Origin of the sequence: Microbacterium sp. gxy059, assembly GCF_050958665.1 — a bacterium.
In the GTDB taxonomy this organism is placed as follows: Bacteria; Actinomycetota; Actinomycetes; order Actinomycetales; family Microbacteriaceae; genus Microbacterium.
The window spans coordinates 54,010-67,620 of the sequence record NZ_JAMXWT010000019.1 but is presented as its reverse complement, the minus strand read 5'-3'; the positions used below and the strand labels follow the sequence as shown (position 1 = coordinate 67,620).

The window sequence follows — 13,611 nt, the reverse complement described above, 5'->3', positions numbered from 1 at the left end:
CCGCCCCGCGGGCCCCGAGGCGTTCCGGCGGGGGGTTGCTAGCCTGGATGCCGTGTCGGTCTCCTCGCTGTCTGCCAGCGCCCAGAACTACCTGAAGGCCATCTGGAGCCTGGGCGAGTGGAGCGACGATCCCGTCACCCCGACGACCGTCGCCGCGAAGGCCGGGGTGCGGCTGTCGACGACGTCCGACGCGATCCGCAAGCTCGGCGACCAGGGGCTCGTGGAGCATGCGCCGTACGGCGCCGTGTCGCTCACGCCGGAGGGTCGGGAGCACGCGGTCGCGATGGTGCGCAGGCACCGGCTCATCGAGACGTTCCTCGTGCAGGTGCTCGGCTACCGGTGGGATCAGGTGCACGACGAGGCCGAGACGCTCGAGCATGCGGTGAGCGACTTCATGGTCGACCGCATCGACGAGCAGCTCGGCTTCCCTCGCCGCGACCCGCACGGCGACCCGATCCCCACGCGCGACGGCGACGTCGATCGGCCCGACGCACGCCCGCTCTCGGAGCTCGCCCCCGGGGAGCGGGGGCGCATCGAGCGGATCTCCGACGCCGATCCGGGCCTGCTGCAGTTCTTCGCCGACCGGGGCGTCGGCATCGGCGCCGTCGTCGAGCTGCGCGAGGGCGCGCCCTACTCCGACGCCGTCGATCTCGTCGTCGAGGGCTCGGGGGCGACGGCGCCGCTGGGGCGCAGCGCCACCCGAGCGGTCTGGGTGAGCGCGGCCTGAGAGACGAAGAGGGCCCGGATCCTGGTGGATCCGGGCCCTCTTCTCGATGTCGGGGTGACAGGATTTGAACCTGCGACCTCTTCGTCCCGAACGAAGCGCGCTACCAAACTGCGCCACACCCCGTGGCAACCAGAACAGTCTATCCGATCCGCGACCCGGTATCGAACCGGGGCGCGTCCCGCGCGCGTCGCGGGCATCGCGGCGCCGCGCGCCTACGCTGGGAGCATGGATGTCGAGGCTCAGGTCCGCGAAGCGCTGCGCGCGTACGATCGCGGCCTCACCGAGTACCGCGCGCTGCGCGACGCTCTCGAGCGCGAGATCCCGCTGCAGCTGCGCCAGTGGGGCGTCTTCGACTTCCGCGTCGAGGCGCGCGTGAAGAAGCGCGGCTCGTACGAGGAGAAGGTGCGGCGGGATCCGGATCGGCACCCGCTCGACATGGTCGGCGTGCGCATCATGGCGTTCTTCCGCAGCGATCTGCCGCAGATCGAGCGCATGACGCGGCGTCTGCTCGACGTCGCGGAGGAGTCGTACATCGACAAGGGCGATCTGCTGGGCGACGAGAGCTTCGGATACCGCAGCGTGCAGTTCGTCGGCTACACGCGCGAGGACGGCGGCGTGTTCAAAGACGTCGCGGGCGGGATCCCCGTCGAGGTGCAGATGCGCACGATGCTCGAGCACGTCTGGGCCGAGGTCGAGCACGACTTCCGCTACAAGCCGCAGAACGCCGCGCCCACCCCCGAGATCAACCGCCGGTTCGCCCTCACGGCGGCGCTGCTGGAGCAGGCCGACCGCAACCTCGACGACATCCGCACGGCCCTCGAGGAGTGACCTCGGCGCGACATGGGGACTTCTCCCCATGTCGCCCGTGGCGCCCGGCTGGCAGAGTGGATCGGTGCCGCGCACGCGTCTCGCGCGGAGAGGGACGGGAATGATCGATCGCAGCGCCGCGCGGTACCAGCAGCTGTACCGGCACTACGCCGACTGGTATGACGCCTGGGCGCGGGGACGGGGGATCCCCGTCGTCGACGAGCAGCGGCGCGAGTACGCCCTCCAGCGGGCGGATGCCGCGCGTGCGGAGGAGCTCGCGGCCTCGGGCAGCATCCCGACGGTGCAGTCGGCGCCGGGCGACGATGTCGAGATCGACACCCGAGAGCGGCCGGAGCGGGCCCGCTTCCCGCTCATCGACGCTCCGGCGCCTCGGCCGCCGCGACGGGGACGGATGCTGGCCGTCGCCGGCGTCGGCGCGGCCGCCTGCGCTCTGCTCGCGATCGGCGCGATGGTCGTTCCCGATCTGCTCGGCGGCGTCCGCGCGGAGGCGGCGCTCGGCGTGCGCGACATCGCGACGGAGCCGGTCGACGCCTGGCGATACGAGCCGACGCTGCCGGAGCATCACACCCTGTGGGCCGAGGCGATGGGCGACGCGGTGCTCGTCGGGACGCGCGCCGACCTCGCGGGCCTGACCTCGGAACGCGGCGGCGCGGGCGAGGGAGCGACGATCGCCTGGTACGAGGGCGTCGAGGCGGACTACGAGGCCGGGTGGCAGGCGGGCTCCGCCTACGTGGAGGCGTACGCGGAGTACGAGCGCCTGGTCGGCCGGGGAGAGCAGCCCGCGTTCGTCGCGGAGGACGCCTTCTTCCCGCCGGAGTTCGACGGGATCCGCCCGGACGATGCGGCGGGACGCGGCCACGCCCCGCGGCCGGGCGCCTTCGAGGGGTGGGACGACGCGGTCGACGGCGCGTGGCACGGCTTCTCGCTCCCGGCCGACATGTCCGACGCCGATGCGCTGGCGCGTCTCGCCGCTGTCGACGTGGAGACGGGGGAGGAGCGCTGGACCGCCGACATCGGTGAGCTCCTGCCGGGCTTCGAGCTCGACGAGGGGTGGGAGGCGCGCGCCGCCGACGACGAGCGGGCTCTCGTCTGGAGCGGATCCGAGATCGCGGTGCTCGATGCGTCCGACGGCGCTCGGATCGCGAGCGCCTCCCTCGACGCGGGGGTCCGCGACGCGGTCGTGGTCGGATCAGATCTCGTCGTCTCTCTCGAGGATCCGGACGTCGTCGTCGGGCTGCCCGCGGACGACCCGGGAGGGGAGCGCCGCTGGGAGGCGCCCGTCGGGGACGACGCCGACCTCGTGCGGCTCGGGGCCGACCTCGTCGCGGCGCGCGGATCCGACGGCGACCTCCTCATCGACGCCGGTGCGGGGGAGCCTCTCGCGTGGAGCGCCGAGCGCGGGGTCCGCGCGTCGAGGACGCTGATCCCCGGCGAGGGCGAGATCGCGGTCGCGGACGTCGCGGGCCGGCTCGTGCAGGCGGAGGTCCGGGAGGACGGCGGCGTGGTCGTGTCGGGCGTCGACGCCCGGACGGGCGAGATCGTGTGGCGGAGCGAGGAGACCGCGGCGCCGGTGCGCCTCGGCGATCGGCTCCTCACCTGGGGAGAGCGGGGGATCGCCTCGATCGATCCGGAGACGGGGGCCGAACTGTGGCGCGCCGCGGACGTCGCGGGGCGGATCCCGGTGGCGATCGACGAGGAGCGCCTCCTCGTCGCCGATCAGACGTCCGGCGCGCCGCGCGGCGGGATGGTCTGGCTCGACCCGGAGACCGGCGAGGTCGAGGAGGACGCCCCGGCCGTGGAGCTGCCCGAGATCGCGCGCGAGGTGCCACTCGCGCGGGGAGGCGACAGCGTGCTGCTCGGCGAGAGCATGATCTACGGGGCGGCGCACGGGGGCGGCCTGCTCGCGTACGATCCCGCCCGGAGGGAGCCGCTGTGGCGGCTCTCCGACGACTATCTGCTCGCGGGGCGCGAGATCGTGCGGATCCTCGCGGATGACGCGGGGCGGGTCACGGGCGTCGCGCGGCTCGGCGAGGGATGATCAGCGGCGCGGGGCGAGGGTGATGAGCGACGCCTCGGGGCGGCACGCGAATCGCACGGGCGCGTAGATCGAGTGACCGAGGCCCGCGCTGACGTTGAGAGGCACGCGGCGTCCGTCGTGCTCCCAGACCGAGAGGCCGCGGGTCTGGCGCAGCGGCAGGTCGCAGTTGGCGACGAGCGCGCCCACCCCCGGCACGCGCACCTGCCCGCCGTGGGTGTGGCCGGCGAAGATCATGTCGGCGCCGCGGTCGACGAAGCCGTCGAGCACGCGTCGGTACGGCGCGTGGGTCACGCCGATCGAGAGTCCGCCGTCGGCCATCGTCGCCGCGCTCGCGTCGAGGGCGCTCCAGTCGTCGAGGTCGTGATGCGGGTCGTCGGTGCCGAGGAAGCGGAGACGCTGGCCGCGGATGTCGAACGACACCGCCGCGTTGTTGAGGTCGAACCACCCGAGGTCGTCGCCGAGGAAGCGGTCGAGCGCCTCGACGTCCTGCCTCGGCGCGGACGGCTGCCGCGACGACGGACCGAGGAAGTAGCGGAACGGGTTGCGGGGCGCGGGCATCCAGATGTCGTTGGACCCGTGCACCTGCACGCCCGGCGTGCCGGCGAACGGCGAGAGGGCCGCTCGGACGCCCGCGAGCCCGTCGGCGTGCCCGAGGTTGTCGCCCGTGTCGATCACGAGATCGGGGCGCAGGCTCCTCAGGCGCGCGATCCAGCGCTGCTTGCGGTGCTGCCAGGGCGCCATGTGGATGTCGCTGAGGTGCAGCACGCGGATCGGGGCCGAGCCGGGCGCGAGCACGCGCGCCACGTGGCTGCGCACCGTGAAGAGGTAGCGCTCGACGCCGATGCCCCAGGCGGCCGCGCCGAGAGCGCCCGCCGCGCCGACCGCGGCGAGCGCTCCGCGACGCGACGGCATCAGTCGTCTCCGCCGCGGCACTTGTCGCGCTCGTAGTTCACGCGCACGGTGTCGCCGCGGCTGAGATCCTCGCCCGCGCCGGGGTCGGTGCTCGTGACGACGCCGCGGCCCGGCGCGTCGTCGCTCTTCGTGCACGAGCCGAGCTTTCCGTCGAGTCCCGCCTCGGCGAGCTGCGAGATCGCCTGAGCGGGGGCGCGGCCGACGACGTTCGGCACGGTCGTGCCCTTGCCGTTCGAGACGAGGATCGTGATCATCGACCCCGCGGGCGCCTGCCCGCTCGGATCGGTGCGTTCGACGCGGCCCTTGTCCTGCGATCCGGAGACCTCGCCGCCCTGCGTCACCTGGAACCCGGCGCCGCGGAGGATGTTCGTGGCCTCCTCGATCGACCGGCCGGCGACGTTCGGCACGTCCTTCTGGACGACGCGGATGAGCTCCTGATCGGGCTCGGGGAACGGGTCTCCGCCGTACTTGGCGTTCGCGGCCGCCTGGTTCTCGCGGGAGAGCGGGTAGCGGATGTCGGTGAGGGGCATCCCGGCCTCCCAGTTGCCCTGGAACTTCACGTTGCCCGTCGCGTTGCCGAGCCACGCCGCGGTCGTCACCTTGCTGGACGACTGGATCATCCAGGTGTGCTCGAACTCGTGGGTTCCCGTCTTGCCGAAGGTGGGGATGCCGTCGCCGACGTTCGCGGAGCTTCCGGTCTGGCCGCCCTCCATCACGCGCGCCATGTCGAAGGCGGTCGTCGCGGCGATGTTCGGGTCGAGGACCTGCTCGCAGGAGGTGTCTGGCATCGTCAGCTCGTCGCCGGAGCCGTCCTTGACGCTGAGGATGGCCGTCGGCTCGCACCGCTCGCCGTTGTTCGCCACCGCGCCGTAGACGGCGGCCATCGCGAGGGGCGCGACGTTGAACGATCCGACGATGCTGAAGGCGCCGGGGAAGCCGTCGGGGACGACCGAGTCGCCGTTGCCGAAGGTCACGCCCATGCGGTCGGCGACCTTGTGGATCTCGCAGACGTCGAGCTGCGAAGCCATGGCGTAGAAGCCGGTGTTGAGCGACAGGCCCGTGAAGTTGCGGACGGTGTCGACGCTGCCGCCGGATCCGCCGAAGTTGTCGCCCCGCACCGGCGTGAAGCTGCCGGCGGGCTGACCGTCGCAGGACATCGGATAGGCGCGCCCGACGCGACCGTCGAGGCGCTCGTTGACGCTGCGTCCGTTCTCGAGCCAGTCGATGATCGTGAAGATCTTGTAGGTCGATCCCGCGGGGAACCCGTTGGAGCGTCCGACCTTCTGGTCAGCGGCATACACGAGGGAGGACTCGCCGTCTCCCGTGGTCTCGTTCTCGTTGAAGTGGGTGTTCTGCGCCATCGAGAGGATGCGCCCCGTGCTGTTCTCGAGCTGGACGGTGGTCGCGCCGAGATTCATGTAGTCCACGTGCGAGGGCACGTGGTTCTCCATGGTCTTCTGCGCCTGGAACTGCAGCTCGTTGTCGAGCGTGGTGTAGATGTCGAGGCCGCCGCGCGTCAGCAGATCGCTGCGCTCGTCGAAGGTCTCGCCGAAGGCCGCGGAGTAGCGATCGTCGAAGAGGATCGTGTTCTTCACGTACTGGCAGAAGTAGGCCGTGCCGCCCGCGGCGGCGCACCCCTGCTCCCGGTGGCTGATCTTGGGTTCGACCGCCTCCTCGTACGCGGCGTCGCGCTGGTCGGCCGTGATCTTGCCCTCCTCGGCCATGCGCCTCAGCACGTAGTCGCGGCGGTCCTTCGTGAGCGCGTAGCCGTCCTCCGCGCTGTTGTGCATCGTGCCGTCCTTGTACTGGACGGATCCGTCGGTGCGGTCGATGCGATACGTGTTGGGGTTCTGCACCATGCCGGCGAGCGTCGCGGCCTGCGCGAGCGTGAGGTCGGAGGCCGACGTGCTGAAGTAGCGCTGCGCCGCGGCCTCGATGCCGTAGGTCGTGCCGCCGAAGTTCGCGAGGTTCAGGTACCCGATGAGGATGTCCTCCTTCGAGTACTCCTGCTCGATCGTGATCGCGTACCGCATCTCCTGCAGCTTGCGCTTGTAGCCCTCGGTGCCCTCGGCCGTGATCGCGTCGTTGTAGCACTCGACGCGGATCTCATCGACCTCCTCCTGGGTCTCGCCCTCCGCCTGCCGCTCGCACGCCTGCACCTGCACGTTCTTGACGTACTGCTGGCTGATCGACGATCCGCCCTGCGTGCTGTCGCTCGTCGCGTTGCTGAGGAGCGCGCGCGTCGTGCCGATGAGGTCGACGCCCCCGTGCTCGTAGTAGCGGGGATCCTCGCTGGAGAGCAGCGCGTCGTAGACCGCGGGCGCCACATCGGTGTACTCGACCGGCTCGCGGTTCTGGTCGTAGAACGACGCGAGCTCGTAGTACTCGTCGCTGTCGCTCTTCTTCGCCCAGAGCGTCGTCGGCTCCATGGGGCGATCGACCTTGAGGTAGCCGGGGATGTTCTCGAACAGCGAGATCGCGCTCGACGAGGCGTAGCTCGTCACGGCGATCGCGGGGGTCACCGTGGCGGTGACGAGCACACCCGCCACGGCGCTGAGGCCGATGAGGCCCAGCAGGCCGCCGAGCACGCCGCTGGTCGTCCTTTTCGCATGGGGCATAGGGTGATGCTAAAGGAGAAGGCTGACAACGGTCGCGTCCGCTCACCGTTCTTCGACCCGATCCACAGCGTCCGACACGCCACTTCGACGGGAGAATCCGTGACCACCTGGGAGTACCTCACCACTCCGCTGATGATCCACAACACCGCCGCGATCCTGAACAACTGGGGCAAGCAGGGCTGGGAGCTCGTGCAGGTCGTGCCGAACGCCGACGGCGGGCTCGTGGCCTACCTGAAGCGCCCCGTCGGCGGGGGAGAGGCCAACGCCGGCCTCAGCGCGGCGGCCGAGGCCGCGAAGCAGTTCGGAGACGCGCAGTGAGCGTCTCCGCTCGCCTGGCGGAGCTCGGGATCGCGCTCCCCGACGTCGCGGCGCCCGTCGCCGCCTACATTCCCGCCAAGGTGCACGGCGACCTCGTGTGGACCTCCGGGCAGCTGCCGTTCGTCGCCGGGGCCCTGCCCGAGACCGGCAAGGTCGGCGACGGACACGGGTTCGTTCCCGCCGCCGACGCGCAGGCCCTCGCCCGCACGTGCGCGCTGAACGCGCTCGCCGCCGCGGCCGCCGCGGTCGGCGGCGTCGACCGGATCGCCGGGGTGTTCAAGGTGACGGGCTTCGTCGCCTCCGACCCGGCCTTCACGGGGCAGCCCGGGGTGATCAACGGCGCGAGCGACGTGCTCGGCGAGATCTTCGGCGAGGCGGGGGCCCACAGTCGCTCCGCCGTCGGCGTCGCCTCGCTGCCGCTCGACGCGCCCGTCGAGGTCGAGGTGGCGTTCGAGATCGCCTGATCACCGCACGCGATGAGGGCCGGAACGGATCCGTTCCGGCCCTCATCGCGTGCGGTCAGCGGATCACTTCACCTGCGAGCTGATCGTGGACATGACGGCCGTGTCGGCGAGCGTCGTCGTGTCGCCGACCTCGCGCCCCTCGGCCACGTCGCGCAGGAGGCGCCGCATGATCTTGCCCGACCGGGTCTTCGGCAGCTCGCCGACGATGTAGACGTCGCGCGGACGGGCGATGGGGCCGATCTGCTCGCCGACCCACGCCCGGAGCGCCTGCGCGAGCCCCTCCGGGGTGTGCTCGCGCAGGAAGCTCTCCTTGAGGATGACGAAGGCCACGACCGCCTGTCCGGTGGTCTCGTCGCTCGCGCCGACCACGGCGGCCTCCGCCGTCGCCTCGTGCGCGACGAGCGCCGACTCGATCTCCGCCGTCGAGAGGCGGTGACCCGAGACGTTCATGACGTCGTCGACGCGGCCCAGGAGCCAGATGTCTCCGTCCTCGTCGCGGCGAGCCCCGTCGCCCGCGAAGTAGAAGCCCTTGTCCTGGAACATCCGCCAGTAGGTCTCGACGAAGCGGTCGGGGTCGCCCCAGATGCCGCGCAGCATGCTCGGCCACGGCTCGGTCGCGACGAGCAGGCCCCCCGCGTCGTTGCCGACGGCCTCGCCCTTCTCGTCGACGACCTCGATCGCGATGCCGGGCAGCGGCACCTGCGCGGATCCGGGCTTCGCGGTCGTGATGCCCGGCAGCGCCGAGATCATGATCGCGCCGGTCTCCGTCTGCCACCAGGTGTCCACGATGGGGGTCTTCCCGCCGCCGATGACCTCGCGGAACCACATCCACGCCTCGGGGTTGATCGGCTCGCCGACCGAGCCGAGGAGGCGGATCGACGACAGGTCGCGCTTCTGCGGGATCTGCCGCCCCTGCTTCATGAACCCGCGGACGGCCGTGGGGGCCGTGTAGAAGATCGTCACGCCGTACTTCTCGATGATGTCCCACCAGCGGCCGGGCTCGGGGTGCTCGGGGGTGCCCTCGTAGAGCACCTGCGTGGCCCCGTTCGCGAGGGGCCCGTACACCGCGTAGCTGTGCCCCGTGATCCAGCCGATGTCGGCCGTGCACCAGTACACGTCCGACTCGGGGTGCAGGTCGAACACGTTGCGGTGCGTGAACGCCGCCTGCGCGAGGTACCCGCCGGACGTGTGCAGGATCCCCTTCGGGCGCCCCGTCGTGCCCGACGTGTAGAGGATGAAGAGGGGGTTCTCGGCGGGGAAGGCCTCCGCCGTGTGGTCGGCCGACGCCTGAGGCACGACGTCGTGCCACCACAGGTCGCGCTCGTCCGACCAGTCGACGTCCTGACCGGTGCGGCGGACGACGAGCACGTTCTCGACGGTCGCCTGCACGCCGTCTCCGCGATCGGACAGCGCCTGGTCGACCGCGGGCTTGAGCGCGGACGCGCGCCCTTTGCGATACCCGCCGTCAGCCGTGATGACGAGCTTCGCTCCCGCGTCGTCGATGCGCGAGCGGAGGCTGTCGGCGCTGAACCCGCCGAACACGACGGAGTGGATCGCGCCGAGACGCGCCACGGCCAGTAGCGAGACGACCGCCTCCGGGATCATCGGCAGGTAGACGGCCACCCGGTCGCCGCGGCCGATGCCGAGCTCGCTCAGCGCGTTCGCGGCGCGCTTGACCTCCTCGGTGAGCTCCGCGTACGTGATGGTACGGGTGTCGCCGGGCTCGCCCTCGAAGTGGAAGGCGACGCGGTCGCCGTTCCCCTCCTCCACGTGGCGATCGAGGCAGTTGTACGCGACGTTCAGCTCGCCGTCTGCGAACCACTTCGCGAACGGCGGATTCGACCAGTCGAGGACCTCGGAGAACGGCGTGTGCCAAGTGAGGAGCGACCGCGCCTGGTCGGCCCAGAAGCCGAGGCGGTCGGCGGACGCCGCCTTGTAGAGATCCGGGGAAGCCACCGCGTTCGCGGCGAACTCCTCGCTCGGCGGGAAGCGGCGATCCTCGTTCATGAGGTGATCGATCTGCTGGCTCATGTGCGCGCTCCTTCGCGGCTCTCAGCGGGGAGCGCCGCGCTGCTCTGCGGCGACGCCCCTTCGTGCGGATGGCGCCGCCCGCACCGCGCGATGATGCGGACGGGCGACCCTTCCTTGACGATACGGCCGTCGCGTCGGATGCGACTACCTCCGAAAGGAGGGATGCCGCCGCGGCACCCCCGACCTCGTCTCCACAGGGGCGGATCCCGCGGGGTTATCTGAGGCCGACGCCCGCTCTCCTGCCGGGGGCATCGCGCCGCTCCTAGCGTCGCCCCCATGGCAGAGAGATTCGTCGTCGAGCGGCGCGGGGCGGCCCCGGGGCCGCGGACGGCGCGCGGTGCGTCCGGAGGCCCGGCGGCTCCTCCACCACCCGACCTCGACGCCTTCGGGCCGCTCGCGCGGTTCGTCGCCGACGAGAGCGTGACCGACCTGTTCGTCAACGGCGACGCCGGGCTGTTCGTCGATCGCGGCGGCGGCGCCGAGCCCGTCCCCTCCTGGCGCGCGTCCGAGCGCGAGGTGCGCGATCTCGCGACCGACCTCGTCGCGCGAGGCGGCCGGCACGTCGACGACAGCTCTCCCCTCATCGACGTGCGCCTCTCCGGCGGCGTGCGCGTGCACGTCGCGCTCGCGCCGATCGCGTCCGCGGGCACCGCCATCTCGGTGCGGGTGCCGCGCGTGCGCGAGATCGACCTCGACGGCCTGTGCCGCGGCGGATCCTTCCCTCCCGAGGTGCGCGACTGGCTGGGAGGCATCGTCGACGCGCGCGCCAACGTGCTCATCACGGGCGGCGCGGGCAGCGGGAAGACCACGCTCCTCGGGGCGCTCCTCGCCTGCGCGTCGCGGCGCGAGCGGATCGTGACGATCGAGGACGTCGCCGAGCTCCAGCTGCGGCACCCGCATCACATCGCGCTCGAGGCGCGGCAGGCGAACCGCGAAGGAGCAGGCGGCATCGGCCTCGCGCGCCTCGTCCGGGAATCGCTGCGCATGCGGCCCGACCGCATCGTCGTCGGAGAGTGCCGGGGCGAGGAGATCCGGGATCTGCTGACGGCGCTCAACACGGGCCACGACGGTGGAGCGGGCACTCTGCACGCCAACGGGCTCGTCGACGTGCCCGCGCGGCTCGAGGCGCTCGGAGCGCTCGCCGGGTGGGACGACTCCGCCGTCGCCCGGCAGGCCGCGAGCGCGCTCGACCTCGTCCTGCACGTGGTGCGCCGCGCCGACGGATCGCGTCAGCTCGCCGCGGTCGGCGAACTGGCGGTGCGCGGCGGGCGCCTCGAGATCGAGGAGGTGCGGCCGTGGGAGTCCTGACGCGTCGGCGGGAGGAGACCGTGCACGACGCGGCCGAGACGATCCTGTCCCTCGCCGTCCTCCTCGAGGCCGGAGCGAGCCCCGCTCGCGCGTGGCGGCACATCGCCGATGCGGGCGACGCGGCCGCGCGGCAGATCGTCGATCGCGCCGAGGCGGGGGCGCCTCTGGCGGCGGCGATCGCCGCGCAGCAGCCTGACCGGTCCCGGTCGACGCGGGGGCTCGCCGAAGACGGCACGGCGTGGGGCGACGTCGCGGCCGCATGGGAGGTCGCCGAGACGGTCGGCGCGCCGCTCGCCGAGACGCTGCGGGGCGTCGCACGGTCTCTGCGCGACGCTGAGGAGGTGCGCGACGACGTGCGCGTGGCGCTCGCGGAGCCCGCCGCATCCGCGCGTCTCATGGCCTGGCTGCCCGTGCTCGGCGTCGTCGTCGGCCTCGGGCTCGGACTCGATCCCGTCGGCGTGCTGCTCGGCAGCCTTCCCGGGGCGCTCTGCCTCGGCGGCGGGCTCCTGCTCGTGCTCGCCTCCCGACTCTGGACCGGGCGCATCGTGCGGACGACGCGCCCGCCCGCCGGCACCCCCGGCATCCACGAGGAGCTGCTCGCGATCGCGCTCACCGGCGGCGTCTCGGTCGAACGCGGCGAGGAGGTGCTGGGACGGGCCGCCGAGTGGATGAGGACGAGCGCGCTGGGGGAGGGTGCCGGGGTGCGGCGCGTGCTGGCCCTCTCCCGCGAAGCGGGCGTCCCCGCCGTCGAGCTGCTGCGCGCCGAGGCCTCCCACCAGCGGCATCGCGCTCGGACGGCCGGGCGCCTCGCGGGCGCTCGCATCGGAACGCGCCTGCTGCTGCCCATGGGCGTCTGCACGCTCCCGGCCTTCCTGCTGCTCGGCGTGGCGCCGATGCTCCTGGCCGTGCTGCAGAGCACGCCCCTGCCCGACTTCGCCGGATGAGCCGGCGGACACCGAAGAGGAAGAGAAGAGAGGAACGGACATGAGGACGCTGACGGACCTGTGGCGCGACGAAGAGGGCGCCAACACGGCCGAGTACGCGATCGTGACAATGGGAGCGGTGGCCATCGCCGGCGCGCTCGTCGCGGTGATGCGATCCGGCGGAGTGCAGGAGCTGCTGAACGGCATCGTCGAACGCGCGCTGCAGGTGCCCTGACATGGGCATGAGCTGTCTCGGGGGCGACCGCGGATCCGCTTCGGCGGAGGCGGCGGTCGCCCTCCCCGCCGTCGCGGCCGTGCTCGTGATCGCCGTCGGCGCCCTGTCGGCGGCGGGCACGCAGGTGCGGCTGCAGGATGCGGCGGCCGACGCGGCGCGGCTCGTCGCCCGCGACGAACCCGACCGCGCGCCCGGAGCGGTCACCGCCCAGGTGCCGGGCGCCGACGTGCGCGTCAGCGAGGAGGGCGAGCTCGTCTGCGTGACGGCGAGCACGTCGTTCCGCCTCGCCGTCGCGAGCATCCCGCTCGAGGCGACCGGGTGCGCGCTGGCGGGAGGGACCTGATGGCCGGCGCCGTGCTGCAGGCCGGCGTGGTCGCCGTCACCGGGGCGCTGGCGATCGGCCTCGTCTCGGTCGGAGCGGCCGCGACCGAGGCGCAGCGCCTCCAGGGCGTCGCCGACGGGGCCGCCCTCGCCGCGGCCGACGCGCTCGCGGGCTTCGCCGCGGGAGAGCCCTGTGCCCGATCGGGGCGCCTCGCCGCCGCGCAGGGGACCCACCTCGCGACCTGCGTCATCGATGAGCGAGAGGCCACGATCGAGGTCAGAGGCGCGTTCGCCGGCATCCCCGTCTCGGCGTCAGCGCGCGCCGGCCCGCCGCCCGCGGGCGGCGGATCCGACGGCGACGTGAACGACCTCGGCTGGGCGCGTCCCAGCGCAGGCGTCGTGACGGACGCCTACGGATGGCGCATCCATCCGATCCACGGCGATCGCCGGCTTCATCAGGGCGTCGACTTCTCCTCCGGCTGCGACGCGCCCATCTGGGCCGCGGCTTCCGGCACCGTCACGGACGCGGGGTTCGGAACCCGATACGGAGGCAACGGAGCCATCGTCATCGACCACGGCTCGGGCGTGCAGACGGTCTACCTCCATATGCACGCGTCGGGGATCTTCGTGAACGCGGGCGATGACGTGGTCTCCGGTCAGCAGATCGGCGCAGAGGGATCCTCCGGCGACTCGACGGGATGCCACCTCCACTTCGAGACCCACGTCGATGGCGTCCCCGTCGACCCGGCTGCGTTCCTCGCCGAGGTCGGGGTCGCCCTCGGCGGATAGCCGCGACGAGGAGACGCGCATGACCGCCGCAGACGCCGTGCGGACCGGACCGCGCATCTCGCGGGTGCGAGGCACGCGGATCTCGCGATTTGCGATCTC

At 72.4% G+C, this 13,611-nt stretch carries 13 protein-coding genes and 1 tRNA gene; 10 read left to right on the top strand and 4 right to left on the bottom strand.

All coding sequences use genetic code 11. From position 1 onward, the window contains the following. Positions 1 to 52 precede the first annotated feature (52 nt). The gene (locus NHL53_RS11440; RefSeq protein WP_433776993.1) at positions 53 to 727 is read left to right on the top strand and encodes a metal-dependent transcriptional regulator; all 675 of its coding nucleotides are present in this window, start codon (positions 53 to 55) and stop codon (positions 725 to 727) included. A gap of 49 nt (positions 728 to 776) precedes the next feature. Here NHL53_RS11440 and NHL53_RS11435 read toward each other — a convergent pair. Continuing rightward, a tRNA-Pro gene (locus tag NHL53_RS11435) sits at positions 777 to 850 on the bottom strand. A 102-nt stretch (positions 851 to 952) separates the two neighbouring features. Here NHL53_RS11435 and NHL53_RS11430 point away from each other — a divergent pair. Together NHL53_RS11430 and NHL53_RS11425 are read left to right on the top strand one after the other, a co-directional pair. Beyond that, positions 953 to 1,555: a GTP pyrophosphokinase gene (locus NHL53_RS11430; protein ID WP_433776992.1), complete on the top strand. Its 603-nt coding sequence runs from the start codon at positions 953 to 955 to the stop codon at positions 1,553 to 1,555. 100 nt (positions 1,556 to 1,655) lie between these two features. After that, entirely contained in the window at positions 1,656 to 3,593 is a 1,938-nt protein-coding gene (locus tag NHL53_RS11425; RefSeq protein ID WP_433776991.1) for a PQQ-binding-like beta-propeller repeat protein, read from the top strand. On the opposite strand, the gene NHL53_RS11420 is transcribed toward NHL53_RS11425, so the two are convergent. Further along, positions 3,594 to 4,505, bottom strand: a complete 912-nt coding sequence (locus NHL53_RS11420; protein ID WP_433776990.1) for a metallophosphoesterase — start codon at positions 4,503 to 4,505, stop codon at positions 3,594 to 3,596. Further along, a complete protein-coding gene (locus NHL53_RS11415; RefSeq protein WP_433776989.1) occupies positions 4,505 to 7,123 on the bottom strand; it encodes a transglycosylase domain-containing protein in 2,619 nt (872 codons plus the stop codon). The genes NHL53_RS11420 and NHL53_RS11415 overlap by 1 nt, the downstream gene beginning before the upstream one ends. Positions 7,124 to 7,222: 99 nt before the next feature. Between NHL53_RS11415 and NHL53_RS11410 the strand changes: the two genes are divergently transcribed. Both NHL53_RS11410 and NHL53_RS11405 read left to right on the top strand, forming a co-directional pair. Beyond that, positions 7,223 to 7,441 carry a hypothetical protein gene (locus NHL53_RS11410; RefSeq protein ID WP_433776988.1) on the top strand — a complete coding sequence of 73 codons (219 nt, stop codon included), beginning with the start codon at positions 7,223 to 7,225 and terminating at the stop codon, positions 7,439 to 7,441. Next, positions 7,438 to 7,905, top strand: coding sequence for a RidA family protein (locus tag NHL53_RS11405; RefSeq protein WP_433776987.1), 468 nt, complete (start codon positions 7,438 to 7,440; stop codon positions 7,903 to 7,905). Before NHL53_RS11410 ends, NHL53_RS11405 begins: the two co-directional genes overlap by 4 nt. Positions 7,906 to 7,968: 63 nt before the next feature. Here the strand turns inward: NHL53_RS11405 and acs are convergent, their stop codons facing one another. Further along, complete coding sequence (gene acs, locus NHL53_RS11400; protein ID WP_433776986.1) at positions 7,969 to 9,936, bottom strand: acetate--CoA ligase; 1,968 nt, start codon at positions 9,934 to 9,936, stop codon at positions 7,969 to 7,971. A 276-nt stretch (positions 9,937 to 10,212) separates the two neighbouring features. Here acs and NHL53_RS11395 point away from each other — a divergent pair, with 276 nt between their 5' ends. The 5 genes from NHL53_RS11395 to NHL53_RS11375 are packed head-to-tail and all read left to right on the top strand — an operon-like array spanning position 10,213 to position 13,512. Further along, positions 10,213 to 11,244 (top strand): TadA family conjugal transfer-associated ATPase, encoded by a 1,032-nt coding sequence (locus NHL53_RS11395; RefSeq protein ID WP_433776985.1) that lies wholly within the window; start codon positions 10,213 to 10,215, stop codon positions 11,242 to 11,244. Continuing rightward, on the top strand, positions 11,232 to 12,188 hold the full coding sequence (locus NHL53_RS11390) for a type II secretion system F family protein (protein ID WP_433776984.1): 957 nt from the start codon (positions 11,232 to 11,234) through the stop codon (positions 12,186 to 12,188). Before NHL53_RS11395 ends, NHL53_RS11390 begins: the two co-directional genes overlap by 13 nt. Positions 12,189 to 12,228: 40 nt before the next feature. Further along, positions 12,229 to 12,402: a DUF4244 domain-containing protein gene (locus NHL53_RS11385; protein ID WP_433776983.1), complete on the top strand. Its 174-nt coding sequence runs from the start codon at positions 12,229 to 12,231 to the stop codon at positions 12,400 to 12,402. A gap of 7 nt (positions 12,403 to 12,409) precedes the next feature. Beyond that, positions 12,410 to 12,745 carry a TadE family type IV pilus minor pilin gene (locus NHL53_RS11380; RefSeq protein ID WP_433776982.1) on the top strand — a complete coding sequence of 112 codons (336 nt, stop codon included), beginning with the start codon at positions 12,410 to 12,412 and terminating at the stop codon, positions 12,743 to 12,745. Further along, positions 12,745 to 13,512 (top strand): M23 family metallopeptidase, encoded by a 768-nt coding sequence (locus tag NHL53_RS11375; RefSeq protein ID WP_433776981.1) that lies wholly within the window; start codon positions 12,745 to 12,747, stop codon positions 13,510 to 13,512. The genes NHL53_RS11380 and NHL53_RS11375 overlap by 1 nt, the downstream gene beginning before the upstream one ends. The last annotated feature ends 99 nt before the right edge of the window (positions 13,513 to 13,611 follow it).

Coding starts and splice junctions, on each gene's coding strand:
- NHL53_RS11430 (WP_433776992.1), top strand. CDS start 953: ATGGATGTCGAGGCTCAGGTCCGCGAAGCGCTGCGCGCGTACGATCGC.
- NHL53_RS11425 (WP_433776991.1), top strand. CDS start 1,656: ATGATCGATCGCAGCGCCGCGCGGTACCAGCAGCTGTACCGGCACTAC.
- NHL53_RS11420 (WP_433776990.1), bottom strand. CDS start 4,505: ATGCCGTCGCGTCGCGGAGCGCTCGCCGCGGTCGGCGCGGCGGGCGCT.
- NHL53_RS11415 (WP_433776989.1), bottom strand. CDS start 7,123: ATGCCCCATGCGAAAAGGACGACCAGCGGCGTGCTCGGCGGCCTGCTG.
- acs (WP_433776986.1), bottom strand. CDS start 9,936: ATGAGCCAGCAGATCGATCACCTCATGAACGAGGATCGCCGCTTCCCG.
- NHL53_RS11395 (WP_433776985.1), top strand. CDS start 10,213: ATGGCAGAGAGATTCGTCGTCGAGCGGCGCGGGGCGGCCCCGGGGCCG.
- NHL53_RS11385 (WP_433776983.1), top strand. CDS start 12,229: ATGAGGACGCTGACGGACCTGTGGCGCGACGAAGAGGGCGCCAACACG.
- NHL53_RS11380 (WP_433776982.1), top strand. CDS start 12,410: ATGAGCTGTCTCGGGGGCGACCGCGGATCCGCTTCGGCGGAGGCGGCG.
- NHL53_RS11375 (WP_433776981.1), top strand. CDS start 12,745: ATGGCCGGCGCCGTGCTGCAGGCCGGCGTGGTCGCCGTCACCGGGGCG.